At 52.5% G+C, this 15,199-nt stretch carries 12 protein-coding genes; 5 read left to right on the top strand and 7 right to left on the bottom strand.

The annotated features are described in order from the left end of the window. Nucleotides 1-25: 25 nt before the first annotated feature. The 5 genes from B157_RS0124505 to B157_RS0124485 form a co-directional block, all read right to left on the bottom strand. Entirely contained in the window at nucleotides 26-796 is a 771-nt protein-coding gene (locus tag B157_RS0124505; RefSeq protein WP_020605955.1) for an SDR family NAD(P)-dependent oxidoreductase, read from the bottom strand. After that, nucleotides 796-2,901: an alpha-glucuronidase family glycosyl hydrolase gene (locus B157_RS0124500; protein WP_020605954.1), complete on the bottom strand. Its 2,106-nt coding sequence runs from the start codon at nucleotides 2,899-2,901 to the stop codon at nucleotides 796-798. Before B157_RS0124500 ends, B157_RS0124505 begins: the two co-directional genes overlap by 1 nt. Before the next feature lie 51 nt (nucleotides 2,902-2,952). Continuing rightward, nucleotides 2,953-4,173, bottom strand: coding sequence for a mannonate dehydratase (gene uxuA, locus B157_RS0124495; protein ID WP_020605953.1), 1,221 nt, complete (start codon nucleotides 4,171-4,173; stop codon nucleotides 2,953-2,955). A 137-nt stretch (nucleotides 4,174-4,310) separates the two neighbouring features. Beyond that, nucleotides 4,311-5,753, bottom strand: a complete 1,443-nt coding sequence (locus B157_RS0124490) for an alpha/beta hydrolase family protein (protein ID WP_020605952.1) — start codon at nucleotides 5,751-5,753, stop codon at nucleotides 4,311-4,313. 3 nt (nucleotides 5,754-5,756) lie between these two features. Further along, on the bottom strand, nucleotides 5,757-7,124 hold the full coding sequence (locus B157_RS0124485; protein ID WP_020605951.1) for an MFS transporter: 1,368 nt from the start codon (nucleotides 7,122-7,124) through the stop codon (nucleotides 5,757-5,759). A gap of 379 nt (nucleotides 7,125-7,503) precedes the next feature. Here B157_RS0124485 and B157_RS0124480 point away from each other — a divergent pair, with 379 nt between their 5' ends. Both B157_RS0124480 and B157_RS0124475 read left to right on the top strand, forming a co-directional pair. Beyond that, nucleotides 7,504-10,011: a glutaminase family protein gene (locus B157_RS0124480; RefSeq protein ID WP_026308949.1), complete on the top strand. Its 2,508-nt coding sequence runs from the start codon at nucleotides 7,504-7,506 to the stop codon at nucleotides 10,009-10,011. A 14-nt stretch (nucleotides 10,012-10,025) separates the two neighbouring features. Next, on the top strand, nucleotides 10,026-11,966 hold the full coding sequence (locus B157_RS0124475) for a glycoside hydrolase family 2 protein (RefSeq protein WP_245565243.1): 1,941 nt from the start codon (nucleotides 10,026-10,028) through the stop codon (nucleotides 11,964-11,966). Between the two features lie 253 nt (nucleotides 11,967-12,219). Here the strand turns inward: B157_RS0124475 and B157_RS0124470 are convergent, their stop codons facing one another. After that, nucleotides 12,220-12,546: a HesB/IscA family protein gene (locus tag B157_RS0124470; RefSeq protein ID WP_020605948.1), complete on the bottom strand. Its 327-nt coding sequence runs from the start codon at nucleotides 12,544-12,546 to the stop codon at nucleotides 12,220-12,222. Nucleotides 12,547-12,626: 80 nt separating this feature from the next. Between B157_RS0124470 and mce the strand changes: the two genes are divergently transcribed. From mce to B157_RS38520, 3 genes are all read left to right on the top strand, one after another. Continuing rightward, complete coding sequence (gene mce / locus B157_RS0124465) at nucleotides 12,627-13,034, top strand: methylmalonyl-CoA epimerase (RefSeq protein WP_020605947.1); 408 nt, start codon at nucleotides 12,627-12,629, stop codon at nucleotides 13,032-13,034. Between the two features lie 6 nt (nucleotides 13,035-13,040). After that, nucleotides 13,041-14,705 carry a M1 family metallopeptidase gene (locus tag B157_RS0124460; protein WP_020605946.1) on the top strand — a complete coding sequence of 555 codons (1,665 nt, stop codon included), beginning with the start codon at nucleotides 13,041-13,043 and terminating at the stop codon, nucleotides 14,703-14,705. A gap of 131 nt (nucleotides 14,706-14,836) precedes the next feature. Next, nucleotides 14,837-14,980, top strand: coding sequence for a hypothetical protein (locus B157_RS38520; protein ID WP_020605945.1), 144 nt, complete (start codon nucleotides 14,837-14,839; stop codon nucleotides 14,978-14,980). Here B157_RS38520 and B157_RS39115 read toward each other — a convergent pair. After that, nucleotides 14,973-15,199, bottom strand: a 227-nt coding sequence (locus B157_RS39115) for a hypothetical protein (RefSeq protein WP_020605944.1), incomplete at its 5' end; no start/stop codon positions are given. The two genes, B157_RS38520 and B157_RS39115, sit on opposite strands and share 8 nt — an antisense overlap.

Here is a 15,199-nt window from a genome sequence, read left to right as displayed (position 1 = left end):
ACCTACTTGTCTAAATCACAGGTATTTAAAATCCTATTGAATTACCCCCGTCCACCGGTAACGATACGCCCGTTATGTATTTAGCCGCTTCAGAAGCCAGGAACACGGCGGCCCAGCCGATGTCTTCGGGTTGACCAAACTTTCCCATCGGTGTCCGGCGCATGGCCCGGGCAAATCGGTCGGGGTCGCCCCCCATGGCCGTTTTACTCATAGCTGTTTCAATAAACCCCGGCGCAATGGCATTGACGCGAACGCCATTACCCGAAAATTCCGAGGCCAGCACCTTGACCATCCCTTCGACCCCCGATTTGGACGCGGCATAAGCGGCAACCCGGTCAATTCCGTAATAGGCGGCCATCGACGATATCATGATAATAGAGCCGCTTTTACGCGCCATCATGCGTTGCGCACATACCCGCGTCAGGCTAAAAACCGAGTTCAGGTTCGTGTGTACAATCCGGTCAAAATCCTCATCGGTTACCTCCAGGGCCGGTTTTTTCATGTTGATACCCGCGTTGTTGACGAGTATGTCAACGGGTGCAATTGTCCGTTCTATTTCTTCCACCAACGCATCCAGCGAATCCCGCTTTGTTACGTCGTTGACTCGATATTGCGCCCGTTCGCCCAGTTTGGCAACGGCTTCGCGGAGGGGTTCCTCCCGTCGACCGGTGATAACGACGCGCCCACCAGCACTCACCATACAGTTCGCAATATCGAAGCCGATACCACTGCCCCCACCGGTAATGAGGGCTACTTTTCCGGCCAGCGAAAAAACAGCCATTGGATTTTGTTCCATTAACGCAATTGATAAATATGTACTAAGTTTTTAACCTCGTCCAGTGTTCGGTCCGGCTTTTTGAACGGTGCAGGAATCGATTGCCGGGAATAGGTCTGAAGGTACAGCACCCAGGCATCGCGCCACCAGATAGCTTCTTTTTGCTGTGTTGTCAACCGGCCCGTAACGTCGGCAAAAATTTCCGGGTCGATGGCGGGTTTCACCTGCGCCCATTGCTGCTGCATCCAGCCAACGGAATCGGCACCGGTATAGAATCGGGTGCAGAGTTCATCCCAGAGCGTTCGGCCCGTGCTTAGCTTTTTCGTCCAGGGAACGTGGTGAAACCAGAGTAAATACGGTAGCGGACAGGTTTCGACATTGTTCCATTTTTTCTGTACCTCGGGGCTATACTGCGCCAGTGCATTACTCCCCGCAGCGGTCCGGTCGAACCCAAGCCCGATGGAGTCAGCCCGGTGGTAATAAATGGCCGTCCAGTCGGGTCGGGCACTTTTCTCCTGCCAGGGTTCGGGTGCGAAATGAACACCCGACCAGGGACGCGATAGACCCAGGGGGGTGTTGTAGCCCACATAAATATCCCGCGACCGCAGCATAATATCGGCAATTGTTTTCACTGCTTTAGGCTCTTTTGTCAGGGTCATTTTAATCCAATCCGTAGCAATGTCCTCCGACGAAAGGGTATGGTCCCAGGCCAGCCGACCAAAGGCATACCAGTTGGCCTGCGCCATCGGGTTACCCGTCCAGTTTCGATCTGAACCGGTATTGGCCACCCCGGCAATAGCCGTCAAATCGTATCCCTGCAAACTGCCATCAATCACCTTCGCCACGGTAGAGCCTTTGCCTTTTACATATGTGTCCGACTCCAGGCATTCTTTAAAGATGGGCGCTTCGTAGACCCAGTGCGTAGCAAAGCCGGTGTACTCCTGCGTAATTTGGAACTCCATCGACAGGGGCGTTTTGGGCATATTACCAAACAGGGGAGAAAATGGCTCACGCGGCTGAAAATCAATGGGGCCGTTCTTAACCTGAACGATTACCTTCTTGTCAAACTTTCCATCCAGGGGTGTAAACTCTTCGTAGGCCGCCTTGAACCGGTCGGCATTCCCGTCGGCTTTGTACACAAAGGCCCGCCACATCACAATACCATCATAAGGTGCAAGGGCTTCGGCCAGCATGTTGGCCCCGTCGGCGTGGTTACGCCCATAGTCCTGCGGGCCGGGTTCGCCTTCCGAGTTGGCTTTCACCAGATACCCGCCAAAGTCGGGGATGAGTGTATAAATTTCACGGGTTTTGTCAGCCCACCATTTCTTTACGTCGGGGTCAAGCGGGTCGGCGGTTTTTAGACCACCAATAACTTTGGGAGCCGGGAAGTAGACGGATAAATAAATTCGTATGCCATAAGGCCGAAAAACCGCTGCCAGCGCAGCAACTTTCTCCAGGTATTCGGCGGTCAGGAAGCGGGCACTGGCGTTCACGTTATTAACCACCGTACCGTTAATTCCGATTGAGGCATTAGCCCGGGCGTAGTCCCGGTAACGCGGATCGACCGTTGCGGGTAATTCATACCACTTCCAGAGCGATTCACCGGCGTAACCCCGCTCAATAGTGCTATTGGTATTATCCCAATGATTGAGCAGGCGGTGCTTAATTTTGGGGCTGCTCACCAGCGAAAGACCACTGAGTGATTGACCGGTTTGCAGTTGCCGAAGCAGGGCGAATGCGCCGTGAAGAACCCCCGCACCAGATTGACTGACGATGGTGATGTTAGCAGTCTTTTTTGTGATAGCGTACCCCTCTTTAGTGAGTTTTTGCAAGTCGGCTTGTGGTGCCGTAGCCACCGTCAGCACAATACCGCCCGTTCGGGCACCAGCATTGGAGACAACAGGAATCGTTTTGCCCAACAAGCCCTGCAAGCCCATCTGCAATTCACTGGCTGTCGATTTCAGGATAGGGTCATTACCCGTAACGGCAATGAACTGCGCCGACCGGGCGTATTCTTCGCGTTTGGCCGCGTCTTTAATCAGGTCGTATTTCAGCCATAACCGGTAACCATCGTCGGCGCTGGCAGTGCAGGCAACCAGAAGGAACAGGAAGAGGAATCGAGTCATTAATAAGGGGGATTGTTAACACATAAGAAACCATAAAGGCGACTATACTCGTTAAACGACCGCCTTTATTTCGGCTATACTGCGTGTAATGCCCAGTTCCAGTCCCCGTAGTTCGGCCAAACCGCGCAGTCGACCGATGGCCGAATAACCAGGATACGTCTTTTTAGTCAGGTCGTCCAGCATCTGATGGCCGTGGTCCGGGCGCATGGGAATGGACGTTTCACCAATGCCTGCCTGCTCCCGCCGTTTCTGTTCGAGCACAATGGCTTTAACCACCGCGTACATATCCACATCACCCGCCAGATGGTCGGCTTCGTGGAAATTACGCGGGTCTGACTCCCGTTTTGTGGTACGGAGGTGAATGAAATGGATACGCTCACCAAACCGCTGAATCATGCCGGGCAAATCGTTATCCGGCCGAATCCCTAATGAACCCGTGCAGAAGGTAATGCCATTGGCCACTACATCACTAGCCGCCATTAACCGGGCCAAATCTGCTTCGGTACTGACCACGCGGGGGAGACCCAGCAACGAACGAGGGGGGTCGTCCGGGTGAATACACAGCCTGACACCCACTTCCTGCGCTACTGGAGCTACCTGTTGAATGAAATAGTACAGATTTTGCCGGAGTTCAGCATCGCCAATGGTAGCATACTCGTTTAGTAATCCCTGGAACGTATCGAGAGTAAAGGCTTCCTCAGAACCGGGTAAGCCAAGCAAAACGATGTTCGATAATTCGGTAATCTGCGCGGCCGATAACGTACTGAATTTCCGGTGAGACGATTCAATGATTTCGGGCTCATAATCCGATTCGGCACCGGGTCGTTTCAGGATGCACAAGTCGAAGATGGCGAAGTCTTCCCACACAAACCGAAGGGCGCGGGAGCCATCCGGCATTTCGTAGTTGAGGTTTGTGCGCGACCAGTCCAGCACCGGCATGAAGTTGTAACAAACCGTCTTGATACCACAGGTTGCCAGATTCCGAATCGACTGTTTATAGGTGTCAATGTACGTTTCGCGGGAGGGAAGGCCTTTCTTAATGTCTTCATGAACGGGCAAACTCTCCACCACTGCCCAATGCAGCGGGGTGTACCGGTCGTTATCGGCTTCTACCAGTTGTTTTCTTTCGTCAATTGCCTCAACCGGCCACAACTCACCCACCGGAATCTGGTGCAGTGCCGTAACAACGCCCGTGCAACCGGCCTGCCGTAGGGCCATTAATGGAACTGGGTCGTTTGGGCCGAACCAGCGCATGGTTTGTAACATTCCCATTGAGTAAACGGACTACCTGTTTATGAATTTTGTACGCTGCTGGCGCCATACGTCGCACCAACAGCGTACAAAAGTACAATCCGTTTACCAACCACCCGATACTAATGCGTTGTCTGAAGCCTCAATTCGGCCGATGTTTATTTGAGATTAAGCTGCCGCCGGGCAAATTGCAAAAAAACAGGCCAGTCGGGCGAATCGACATGACCACCTTCATGGTTTCGAAAAGCAATGTCTCCCTGTATCAGTGATATATCGGGAGCGGGCATCCGGGTAGTGCCAACTCCCTTTTTACCCAGTAATTCATAAACGGGACCAGCGGCAACGCAGGCCAGAAATTCACCTTTGGGGTCGGCCCAGCTATCCTGCGTACCACCAGTAATAAAAACCGGCCGGGGCGCTACGAGCGCAATCAGTTCATGGGCATCAACCGGCATTGCATCCCAGTTGCCACCGTATTTCAGGAAGTTCCCCGCCATCCAGTGGTACTCGCTGGGGCCGTTCACGTTATCAATTGTTTCACCAAAGTTTCGTTTTTCCAGCGAGGCTCCCATGGAACCCGAACAACTGGAAAACACAATGGCCCAGCGCGGGTCCAGCGCACCGGCCAAAAGGGCTGTTTTGCCCCAGCGTGAATGCCCCTGGATACCAATTTGTTTGGGGTTGATGGCTTTATCGGTTTCGAAATAGTCGAGTACCCGGCTCAGGCCCCAGCTCCAGGCGGTCAAAACGCCCCAATCGTCGGGCTGGCGATCCTGACCTTTACTCATCAGTCCGATAACGCCCTCGTGCAACCCCGCTCCACTGTCCATTTGAAGGGCACCCGTATTCACAACAGCGACGGCCCAACCCGCGTCAATCAGCGTTTCGACCGTAGTCATGGGGGTAGGAGATGAACCCCAGACAATGACCATCAGCGGCACCGGACCCGACGCATTCGCGGGCATGAAACGAAGCACAGGGATGACGGGAGTTGCCCGTGGGTACTGCGTGTTGTCTACATAGCCCAGCAACTTTTTTTGGGTTGCTTTCCCGCCCAGCACCGTACTGTCGGCACCTAAGGTGGAAAAAAAGACTCGGGGTGTATTAGTCGGTATTTTTCCGTAAATCTCGGTCTGATAGTCGTTCAGAATTTCGGGGCGACGCAGGTTCCACCAGGTAGCGGCATCCTGCACTGCCTGCCCATTTTTCAGTTTCAGCGGGTCGGGCAGGGTGTAAATTGTTGCCGTTGCCTTTGCCTCATCGTAATTAGTCCAGTTTCCCCAGGCTGACTGCACGTAGGTAAGTCCGGCATTATCGGCCCAACTGTTCGATCCTGCTACCGGCTGGAGTGCTGCGGGTCGGCTTGGGTCGGAGGCAGGTGGTGACAACACAGGTGGTTTAACCCCCAGTTTATCCAACATCTGCTGGCGGTTTGCCTCGTAGGCAGCGCGAATTTTTTGCTGGTGAGCGATTTTCTCCCCGGCAGTCAGCCGATGAAATTCGTCAGACTGAGCTTTAGCCGTGTAGCCCGGCAGGTTCATAGCCAGAAGTCCCACCCAGGCTATCGAACAGGCACCCCTCAATACCTTCCTCTTTTTCATAAATCATTTGTTTTTGGCCGCCCGGCTAAAAACAAAAATGTACAGCATTGTCCAGGCGACCAGATAAGCGAGGCCAGCAATGTAGAAGATGACGTAATAGCCTTCAGACAAACTGCCCAACAACTTATAATGATCAAGAATCCTGCCAACTATCAACGGGAAGATCGCTCCGCCCAGGGTTCCTGCCATTGTCCCCAGACCAACCACACGGCTGATCACCGTTTTGGGGAACTGGTCAGCGGCTACGGTGAAAATATTAGCCGACCACGCCTGGTGAGCCGCTACTGCCAGCGATAGTATGCCGATAACCGGCCACAGCCCATCTACCTGGCTGATAAGCATGACGGGCGTAACGCAAATAGCAAATAAAGCCATCGACCATTGCCTCGCCCGGGTAGGGTGCCAGCCTTTGCGGATAAGCATGGACGACAGCCAGCCTCCCCCCACACTACCAATGGTGGCTGCCGAATAAATAACAATCAGCGGAGCACCCAGGGTTTTCAGGTCGAGGTTATAGATGTTTGACAGGTAGGTAGGCAGCCAGAACAGGAAAAACCACCAGATAGGGTCGGTCATGAACTTGCCACTCATAAAGCCCCATATGGCTCTATTACCAAAAATAGCGTATTTACGGTCTGGGGCATCATCAACCAAATTTGTCGAAGCCGCGTTGCCAGCCATCATGGGGTCTACCGTGGGGGCTTCCGTGATGTAGGCCAGTTCGGATGGGCTAACCCGCTTGTGCCGGGCCGGCACTTCGTAGTAATACCACCAGGCCCCAATCCAGAGGAAACCCAGTGCGCCGGTAATGATGAAAGCCATTTGCCATCCCCACACAACGGCGATTATGGGTACCAGTGCCGGAGCGGCCACCGCCCCAATATTAGCCCCCGCGTTGAAAATACCAACAGCCAGCGCCCGCTCTTTTTGTGGAAACCATTCTGCTACGGTCTTGATAGAAGCCGGAAAGTTACCGGCCTCGCCAATACCGAGGAAGGCACGGGCCACCATAAAACCAGCCGTACCACCCGCCAGAGCGTGACCCATGGCAGCAAAACTCCACACGATAATAGCACCGATGTAGCCGAGTTTAGTACCAACCCGGTCAATGATATAGCCCGCTAGTAGCGTACTTGTACCATAGAAAAAAGTAAAAACCGTTACAATGTTACCATAGTCCGTTTCGCTCCAGTTAAACTCTTTTTCCAGTATAGGCTTCAGCAGACTGATTACCTGTCGATCGAGGTAGTTGATTGTCGTGGCAAAAAAGAGCAGGGCCACAATTACCCAGCGGTAATTGGTTTGTTTGCTCATCAGGTCAGGCGTTGTCAGCACATTGCCGGTGGATGTTGGATTCTGGTTTCCTGTCATAAACAAGTAAGGATAAATAAGCAAGCGGGTAGTTAAGCTCAACCAAGAAATAGTACGTATTTTTTTAGGCACTGGCAGGAACCTACACGCTTTCACTGTCGGCCCCAGGAGCAATCAATCTTCCCATTAGTAGTCTGTTGTGCAGTACATACTGTTTTATGCCCGGCAGGCATAGACAAAAACAGCCAGTAGAGGAGAGATTTCATGGGTTCAGACGCGTCAAAGAAGTTTGTTAGTGGTTTGCCGAATAAGAATGGCAGCCATTTATTCTACCCGTATAAGTGCGAATTAGGTTGTTGATACCCTATTTGATAAGTAAAGTAAGGGTGTATTCTGGTTTATGAGAACATAGTACCTATTCCCAAAAACTGACTCCCTGATGCATAAAAAGTCGTGTTATCCTACTCTGCTCACCGTATTTTTCATGCTATTCCACGGATCTACTCAGGCCCAGGCATTGCGCCCGCCCGCTTATCCGCTTATCACCCACGACCCTTACTTCAGCGTATGGAGTATGACCGATAAACTAACCGACTCCCCCACGCGCCACTGGACGGGTAAACCGCAGTCGCTGGAGGGAATCATTCGGGTGGATGGCAAAGCCTATCAGTTTCTGGGTGCTGTACCGACTGCTTATAAACCCATTTTAGCCACCGGCGAAACCCAGCCTTACACGGCTCAGTATACCCTCACAAAACCAGGTGCCGGCTGGGAGAAGCCAGTCTTCAATGCCCGTGCCTGGCAATCAGGACCGGGGCCATTTGGCGATACGCCCGACGCCAGAACGAAGTGGACCACCAGCGCGAAAGACGGTATCTACCTCCGGCGGGAGTTTACCTACGATGGCCAGGCCGACCCAACAAAACTGCTGCTTTCCCTTAATCACGACGACGATATAGTGGTTTACCTGAACGGTACCAAAATTCTGGATAAGACCGGTTACGTCAATGAATACATTTACCTGTCCCTATCGGCAGCCGGACAGAAAGCCCTCCAAAAAGGCAAAAATGTACTGGCCGTTCATTGCGTGAGTCCACGCGGAGGATCATTTGTGGATATTGGTATCGTCAATCCAATTCCGTCGGCGGTTGTGGCACGGGCCATACAAACGAATGTAGCTGTATCAGCCACGCAAACCAACTACGCCTTCACGGCCGGACCGGTAAGACTATCAGTCAACTTCATGTCGCCCCTGTTGCTGGAGGAACTGGACATTGCAGCCCGGCCCGTTTCGTACATCACCTTCGAGGTTCAGTCGGGCGACAAAAAGCAGCATTCCGTACAGGTATTTTTCAGCGAATCCGGCACGCTGGCAACTAACACGATTGGGCAGGAAGTGGCGATAAATACCGGTCAGGCCAATGGACTGAATTTTGCGTCGATTGGCACCGTAGCTCAACCCATTCTGGCCAAAAAAGGCGACAACATCCGGATTGACTGGGGACAGGCATATCTGGCGGTACCGCAGATAACCGGCAACCAGTTGGAATCCGGCATGGCCGACGGGCTGAAAAAATCATTCATAACCAGCGGTACGCTACCCAAAACGGATAAAACGGCACCGGGGGCCGCTGCACCCAGGGCCGCTATCGACCTCGCACTGGCTACCACGCTGGATTTTGGTAATGTAACAAAGTCGGCGAGTAAACACCTTTTACTGGCCTACGACGATGTTTATTCCGTCCAGTATTTTGGCAAGAACCTGCGACCCTGGTGGAATCGGGACGGTAAAATAACCATGCCGGTGCTGTTGCAAACGGCGGAGAAGGAGTACGACCAGTTGCAGAAAAAATGCAACGACTTCGATGCCCGTCTTCGGGCCGATGCTCGTAAAGCCGGGGGTACTCAGTACGCCGATTTGTGCGTGCTGGCGTACCGTCAGGCCATTGCGGCCCATAAAATTGTGGCCAGTCCCAAAGGAGAGGTTTTCTTCTTCTCCAAAGAAAATTTCTCAAACGGCTCCATCGGCACTGTCGATGTTACGTATCCTTCTGCTCCGTTGTTTCTACTGTATAATAATGAACTGGCAAAGGGACTGCTCCGATTCATTTTCGACTACAGCGAATCGGGAAAATGGAAAAAGGATTTTCCGGCGCATGACGTAGGTACCTATCCACTGGCCAACGGACAAACCTACGGCGAGGATATGCCGGTAGAAGAAGCTGGAAATATGATGATTCTGACGGCCGCATCGGTGCAGCGCGACGGGAAGCCCGACTTCGCCAGGGAACACTGGCCTACGCTCACCAAGTGGGTTGGGTTCCTCAAGCGTGATGGCTTCGACCCCGCTAATCAGCTTTGCACCGACGACTTCGCCGGACACCTTGCCCGGAACGCTAACCTCTCCGCCAAGGCAATCATGGGTATTGCCTGCTATGGACACATGGCCGGGATGATGGGCGATAAGAAAACAGCCGACGAGCATTTGGCACTGGCCCGAGATTTAGCGCTAAAGTGGATGAAGATGGACTCAGAAGGCGACCATTATGCACTGACCTTCGACAAAGCACCCGGAAGCTGGAGCCAGAAATACAACATTGTCTGGGATAAGCTACTGGGTCTGGATATCTTCCCCAAAGAAGTAGCGCAGAAAGAAATCGACTTCTACCTGACCAAACAAAAGCAGTATGGGTTGCCCTTAGACAGCCGCAAGACATACACCAAATCGGACTGGATTATGTGGACAGCCACGCTGGCAAAGTCGGACAAAGACTTCCAGAAGTTTGTGGCACCCGTCTGGAAATTTGCCAACGAAACCCCTACCCGCGTCCCCCTCAGCGACTGGCACGAAACTACCAATGCCAAACAGGTCGGGTTTCAAGCCCGGTCGGTAGTAGGTGGGTATTTTATCAAAATGCTGGAAGGAAAACTGGATAAGGGTAAGTAAGACTAATGATGGATATGATAACGGAAGAAAGGCAAAAAACACAGATGATTCGCTACCTGTTTCTGTGCGTTTCACTACTTAGTACCAGCGCTGTTGTTGCCCAGCCACCACCCGTTAATCAACCCCGGCCTGCGCCCATCATGAGCCGCTGGGAAAAGCAGGTAACCGCCGACAATGCCTGGCGGGACTATCCACGCCCGCAGATGATTCGGCAGCAGTGGCAAAACCTGAATGGGATGTGGGACTACGCCATAACGCCCAAAACGGCTCCCGCTCCTACCCGTTATCAGGGGCAGATTCTGGTCCCATTCGCCGTTGAGTCAACGCTGTCTACAGTAACCAAATCCCTCACCGCCAACCAGCGTCTTTGGTACCGAAAGGCAGTGAGCATACCAAAGGAATGGGCTGGGCAACGGGTGCTTATTCACTTCGGGGCCGTAGATTACGAATGCAACCTGTGGGTAAACGGGGGGCTGACCGGTTCGCATGCGGGTGGTTCCGATTCGTTTAGCTTCGACATTACCGACTTTCTGAAAGAGGGACAAAATGAACTGGTTCTTGGTGTCCTGGACCCTACCTCTGCCGGGGAACAGCCACGGGGTAAGCAGTTGATGAATCCACAGGGTATCTGGTACACACCGGTATCGGGCATCTGGCAAACGGTGTGGCTGGAACCGGTACCAAAGCAAACTTACATCGAAGAAGTCCAGTTGACCCCCGAGCTGGATTCAGGCCGGGTTCGGGTGGAAGCCCTGCTGGATAAACCAGCCAATAATTACACCACGGCCATTCGGGTAACGGCACTGGATGGTAGTCAAACAGTAGCCACAACCCTCGTACGGGCAGGCCGAACGGCGTACCTCCCCATAAGCAATCCCAAACTATGGTCGCCGGATAGTCCGTTTTTATACGATTACAAAGTAGAACTGGTTACCGTAACGGACCCCTTCGGCGATACACCTAGGAACAAACGGCCCCGTCAGGACGAAGCCCTCCGGACGGCATACGCCAATGCTACCGCAACGGGTATGCCCCTCGACGCCGTAACGGGATACTTCGGCATGCGCAAGATTTCGGTGGGGGATGGACCCTTGCCAAATCAGCCGGTGTTGCTGCTGAACAACAAATTCGTGTTTCAGAATGGCCCGCTCGACCAGGGCTGGTGGCCTGCCGGATTGCTCACGCCCCCGTCGGAGGAAGGAATGGCCTTTGAAATAGACTTCCTCAAAAAGTCGGGGTTCAATATGCTCCGGAAACACATAAAAGTGGAACCGGAGCGGTACTATTACCTCTGCGACAAAATGGGTATCCTGGTCTGGCAGGATATGCCATCGGGTTTTCTGGAAGGGCAGAACGAATCCCCCGGCGACCAGTCAGAACCCATTCGCAGGTCGAAGGGGAAGGAGCAGTTTGAACTGGAACTGCGCCGGATGATGAACCGCCTGCATAATCACCCCAGCATTGTTACCTGGGTCGTGCATAATGAAGGATGGGGGCAGTACGACAATGGGCGGCTGGCAGCCTGGGTAAAAGCTCTCGACCCAAGTCGGTTGGTGAACGCGGCCAGTGGCTGGAATGACCGGGGCGCGGGCGATTTTTACGATATTCACACGTACCAGGAAGAACCAAAAGCCCCCGAACCGAAGTCAGACCGCGTTGTGGTTATCGGTGAGTTTGGCGGCATTGGCTGGCCCATCGACGGGCATCTCTGGAACCCGAACATGCGTAACTGGGGCTATCAGACTTATCATTCGGCCGATACGGTACTGGCAGCTTACAAAAAGAAATACGCCAAAATAGTTGAGTACTACCAGAAACAGGCTCTCTCAGCGGCTGTGTACACCCAGACAACCGACGTAGAAGGAGAAGTAAATGGGTTGCTCACCTACGACAGAGAGGTCATTAAAATTCCCGTCGAAACCCTCCGGCAAATCCACGCGCCCCTGTTCAGGTAGCGTTAGTATTAACCGCAGAGAACGCTAAGGCAAAACCGCAAAGGTCTCAAATGAATTCAGTCAGCCACTCAGTGCTCTTTGCGAATTTGCCTTAGCGTTCTCTGCGGTTATCACCAGACACTCCAGAACTACGAAAGAATAAGTTCACATTGGTTCAAAACCAAAAGGCCAATCCACGTGGGACTGGCCTTTCTGATATAAAATCAGGAGAATAAATTTAATCCCAAAAATTCTGTCGGGGCCGCCCGCGCGGTCAGACGGCGAAACTTTCTCCGCAACCGCAGGTACGACTGGCGTTTGGATTTTTGAACTGGAACCCTTTGCCGTTCAGCCCGTCCGAAAAATCGAGTTCGGTACCGGCCAGATAGAGCAGGCTTTTACGGTCTACCAGAATTTTAATGCCTTTATCTTCAACGATATGGTCGGTGGGCTGCTGGGTTGCATCAAATTGCAGGTCGTACATCAGGCCCGAGCACCCACCCCCCTGCACCGCTACCCGGATAGCGAGATCTGCGGCCAGACCGTCTTTGGTACGTAGTTCAACAATCTTATTTTTGGCAATTTCCGAAACCGTAACCATAGTCGTAATTAAGTCAATTTTGACGCATATCAATGCTTTCTCTATAACTTTCGGCCGAAAGGAAAAGTTCTTTTGTAACCATGCTTACCAACGTCGAACACATTGGCATTGCCGTCCGGGACCTGACCGCGTCGAACGCCCTGTTTACGAGCCTGCTGAATGTAGCTCCCTACAAATCCGAAGCCGTCGAGGCCGAAGGCGTCCTGACGTCTTTTTTTCAGGTAAACAAGACGAAAGTCGAATTACTCGAAGCCACGAACCCCGATAGCCCCATCGCCAAATTTCTGGAGAAAAAAGGAGAAGGGATTCACCATATTGCTTTTGAGGTCGACGACATCGAAGCCGAAATGGAACGGCTAAAAAACGACGGATTTACGTTACTGAATGACGTTCCCAAACGCGGTGCCGACAATAAGTTAGTGTGTTTTCTACATCCTAAAACAACCAACGGTGTCCTGATTGAACTGTGTCAGGAAATTAAGGAATAACCCAGTATGAATAAAAAACAACGTTTTCTGGTTGCCTTGTGCATTTTCATCACCACCGTTACGCAGGCGCAGATAGCCAGCAGGGCGGCTCTGTACACGCAGCCGGGTGTGGATGTGCAGCATTACGCTTTTTCCCTGATGCTAAGTGATTCTACCAACCAAATCAAGGGCGAAACCACCATCCGCTTCACCCGCGCCGACGACCGGCAAACCGTCTGGTTCGACTTGATTAGCAATAAAGCCGATTCGGCACAGGCTGACGACGGGGCTACCGGTATGCGGGTACGCGCGGTAAGCCTGCCCGATGGGAAAGCAGTGCCGTTCAGTCAGCGTAACGACCGGGTATTTATCAATCTGCCCCCGGCCCCAAATCAGCCAACCGAGGTGGTGATTCGGTACGAAGGAACGCCTGCGCGAGGGTTGATTATCAGCCAGAATAAGTTTGGTGAACGCACGTTCTTCGGCGATAACTGGCCCAACAACGCCCGCAATTACCTGCCCGTCATCGACCATCCATCCGATAAGGCTACCTGTTCGTTTGCAGTCAATGCCCCGGCTACGTATCGGGTTATTTCCAACGGCAAATTCGTGAACGAAACCAATCTACCCAACGGACGAAAGCTAACGCGCTGGGACGAGAAGACGCCCATTCCAACGAAGGTAATGGTTATTGGCGCGGCAAAGTTTGCGGTCGATGAGGTTGGCTCCGTCAATGGCGTACCGGTGCAAAGCTGGCTCTACCCGCGCGATAGTCAGAAGGGGTTTATTGACTACCGTCCGGCTAAAGAGATTCTACAATACTTCATGGATAAAATTGGGCCCTACTCCTACGAGAAACTGGCCAATGTGGAGTCCACGACTATTTTTGGCGGGATGGAGAATGCCAGTTGTATTTTCTACAATGAGAAGGTGATTGTGGGTCATAAGGATTCCGATGTGGAAGCCCTGCTGGCCCACGAAATTGCGCACCAGTGGTTTGGCAATTCGGCTACCGAAACCGACTGGTCGCAGCTTTGGCTGAGTGAGGGATTCGCTACGTATTTCTCTGCCCTCTACCTCGAACACGCTTACGGCAAAGACACGCTTAACGCGGTACTGAATCAGAACCGGAACCAGATTTACCGGTACACGGCACTCAAACCAACCGGCACCGTTGTTGATTCCACTACCGCAAACCTGATGGATTTATTGAACCCAAACTCCTACCAGAAAGGCGGTTGGGTGCTGCACATGCTCCGCAACGAACTCGGCGACGATACGTTCTGGAAAGGCATCCGGGCCTACTACGCCAAATACCGTAACGCCAATGCCCAAACGTCCGATTTACAGGCCATCATGGAAAGCGTTTCAGGGAAAAAGCTGGGCACGTTTTTTCAGCAATGGCTCTATCAGCCGGGATTCCCCGAAGTAGTGTGGGGATCGAGTTATGACGCGGCAAAGAAAGCTCTGGTTATCGATATTCGGCAGGCGCAGCGGTCGGGTACCGTGTTCACCATCCCGCTCACGTTCAGCATGAAGGACGGTAGTGGCCGCGAACTAACCCGCTCCCCCCGCCTGACCATGAATCAGCAAAACCAGACGTTCACCATCCCGGTAGCCAACAAACCAGCCTCCGTTATGATCGACCCGGACAATGTCGTGCTCATGCGGGCTGTGCAAATGGGTAAATAGCTATGTTTCGTTATTCCGTTGTTCCATTAGCCCATTGTTCCACGATTCCGTTAGCCCACGGTTTATTGATTTGTAGTAATTAACCGCCGAAACTGACTTTACCTGTGGTACATTAACAAACGGCGACCACTATGCTTAAACTCACCCTTGACCAGTCCGCTCAACAAGCCTTGCAAAAGGCCCTCAAAACCCACCCCAAAGCCTATGTCCGAGAACGAGTTAGTGCCATTCTCCAAATTCATGCAGCAGTTTCTAATTTGGGTGTTTTCAAGTAATTTCGACTCCGTACAGGTAAGCAGTTTCTTGATATAGATGTCTAAAACTGGTTAAGGGTTTGACCATAAACAAGGCCCGGAAGGTAGCCCAAAGTTTGGCTTTTGTTTTGGCTTCTCGCCAGAGAACTTCAAACGGATGACTGCACCACTGAATGAGCTGATCGGTGGTAAAGGCCATCAGCATTAGATAAGCCAGCACCGTGGCCAGCGACTGCTGAC

Origin of the sequence: Spirosoma spitsbergense DSM 19989 (genome assembly GCF_000374085.1) — a bacterium.
In the GTDB taxonomy this organism is placed as follows: domain Bacteria; phylum Bacteroidota; class Bacteroidia; order Cytophagales; family Spirosomataceae; genus Spirosoma; species Spirosoma spitsbergense.
This window is presented reverse-complemented; position numbering and strand designations above follow the sequence as displayed.

Excerpts from the sequence above, each read along its gene's own strand:
- B157_RS0124505 (WP_020605955.1), bottom strand. The coding sequence starts at position 796 with ATGGAACAAAATCCAATGGCTGTTTTTTCGCTGGCCGGAAAAGTAGCC.
- B157_RS0124500 (WP_020605954.1), bottom strand. The coding sequence starts at position 2,901 with ATGACTCGATTCCTCTTCCTGTTCCTTCTGGTTGCCTGCACTGCCAGC.
- uxuA (WP_020605953.1), bottom strand. The coding sequence starts at position 4,173 with ATGGGAATGTTACAAACCATGCGCTGGTTCGGCCCAAACGACCCAGTT.
- B157_RS0124490 (WP_020605952.1), bottom strand. The coding sequence starts at position 5,753 with ATGAAAAAGAGGAAGGTATTGAGGGGTGCCTGTTCGATAGCCTGGGTG.
- B157_RS0124485 (WP_020605951.1), bottom strand. The coding sequence starts at position 7,124 with ATGACAGGAAACCAGAATCCAACATCCACCGGCAATGTGCTGACAACG.
- B157_RS0124480 (WP_026308949.1), top strand. The coding sequence starts at position 7,504 with ATGCATAAAAAGTCGTGTTATCCTACTCTGCTCACCGTATTTTTCATG.
- B157_RS0124475 (WP_245565243.1), top strand. The coding sequence starts at position 10,026 with ATGATAACGGAAGAAAGGCAAAAAACACAGATGATTCGCTACCTGTTT.
- B157_RS0124470 (WP_020605948.1), bottom strand. The coding sequence starts at position 12,546 with ATGGTTACGGTTTCGGAAATTGCCAAAAATAAGATTGTTGAACTACGT.
- mce (WP_020605947.1), top strand. The coding sequence starts at position 12,627 with ATGCTTACCAACGTCGAACACATTGGCATTGCCGTCCGGGACCTGACC.
- B157_RS0124460 (WP_020605946.1), top strand. The coding sequence starts at position 13,041 with ATGAATAAAAAACAACGTTTTCTGGTTGCCTTGTGCATTTTCATCACC.
- B157_RS38520 (WP_020605945.1), top strand. The coding sequence starts at position 14,837 with ATGCTTAAACTCACCCTTGACCAGTCCGCTCAACAAGCCTTGCAAAAG.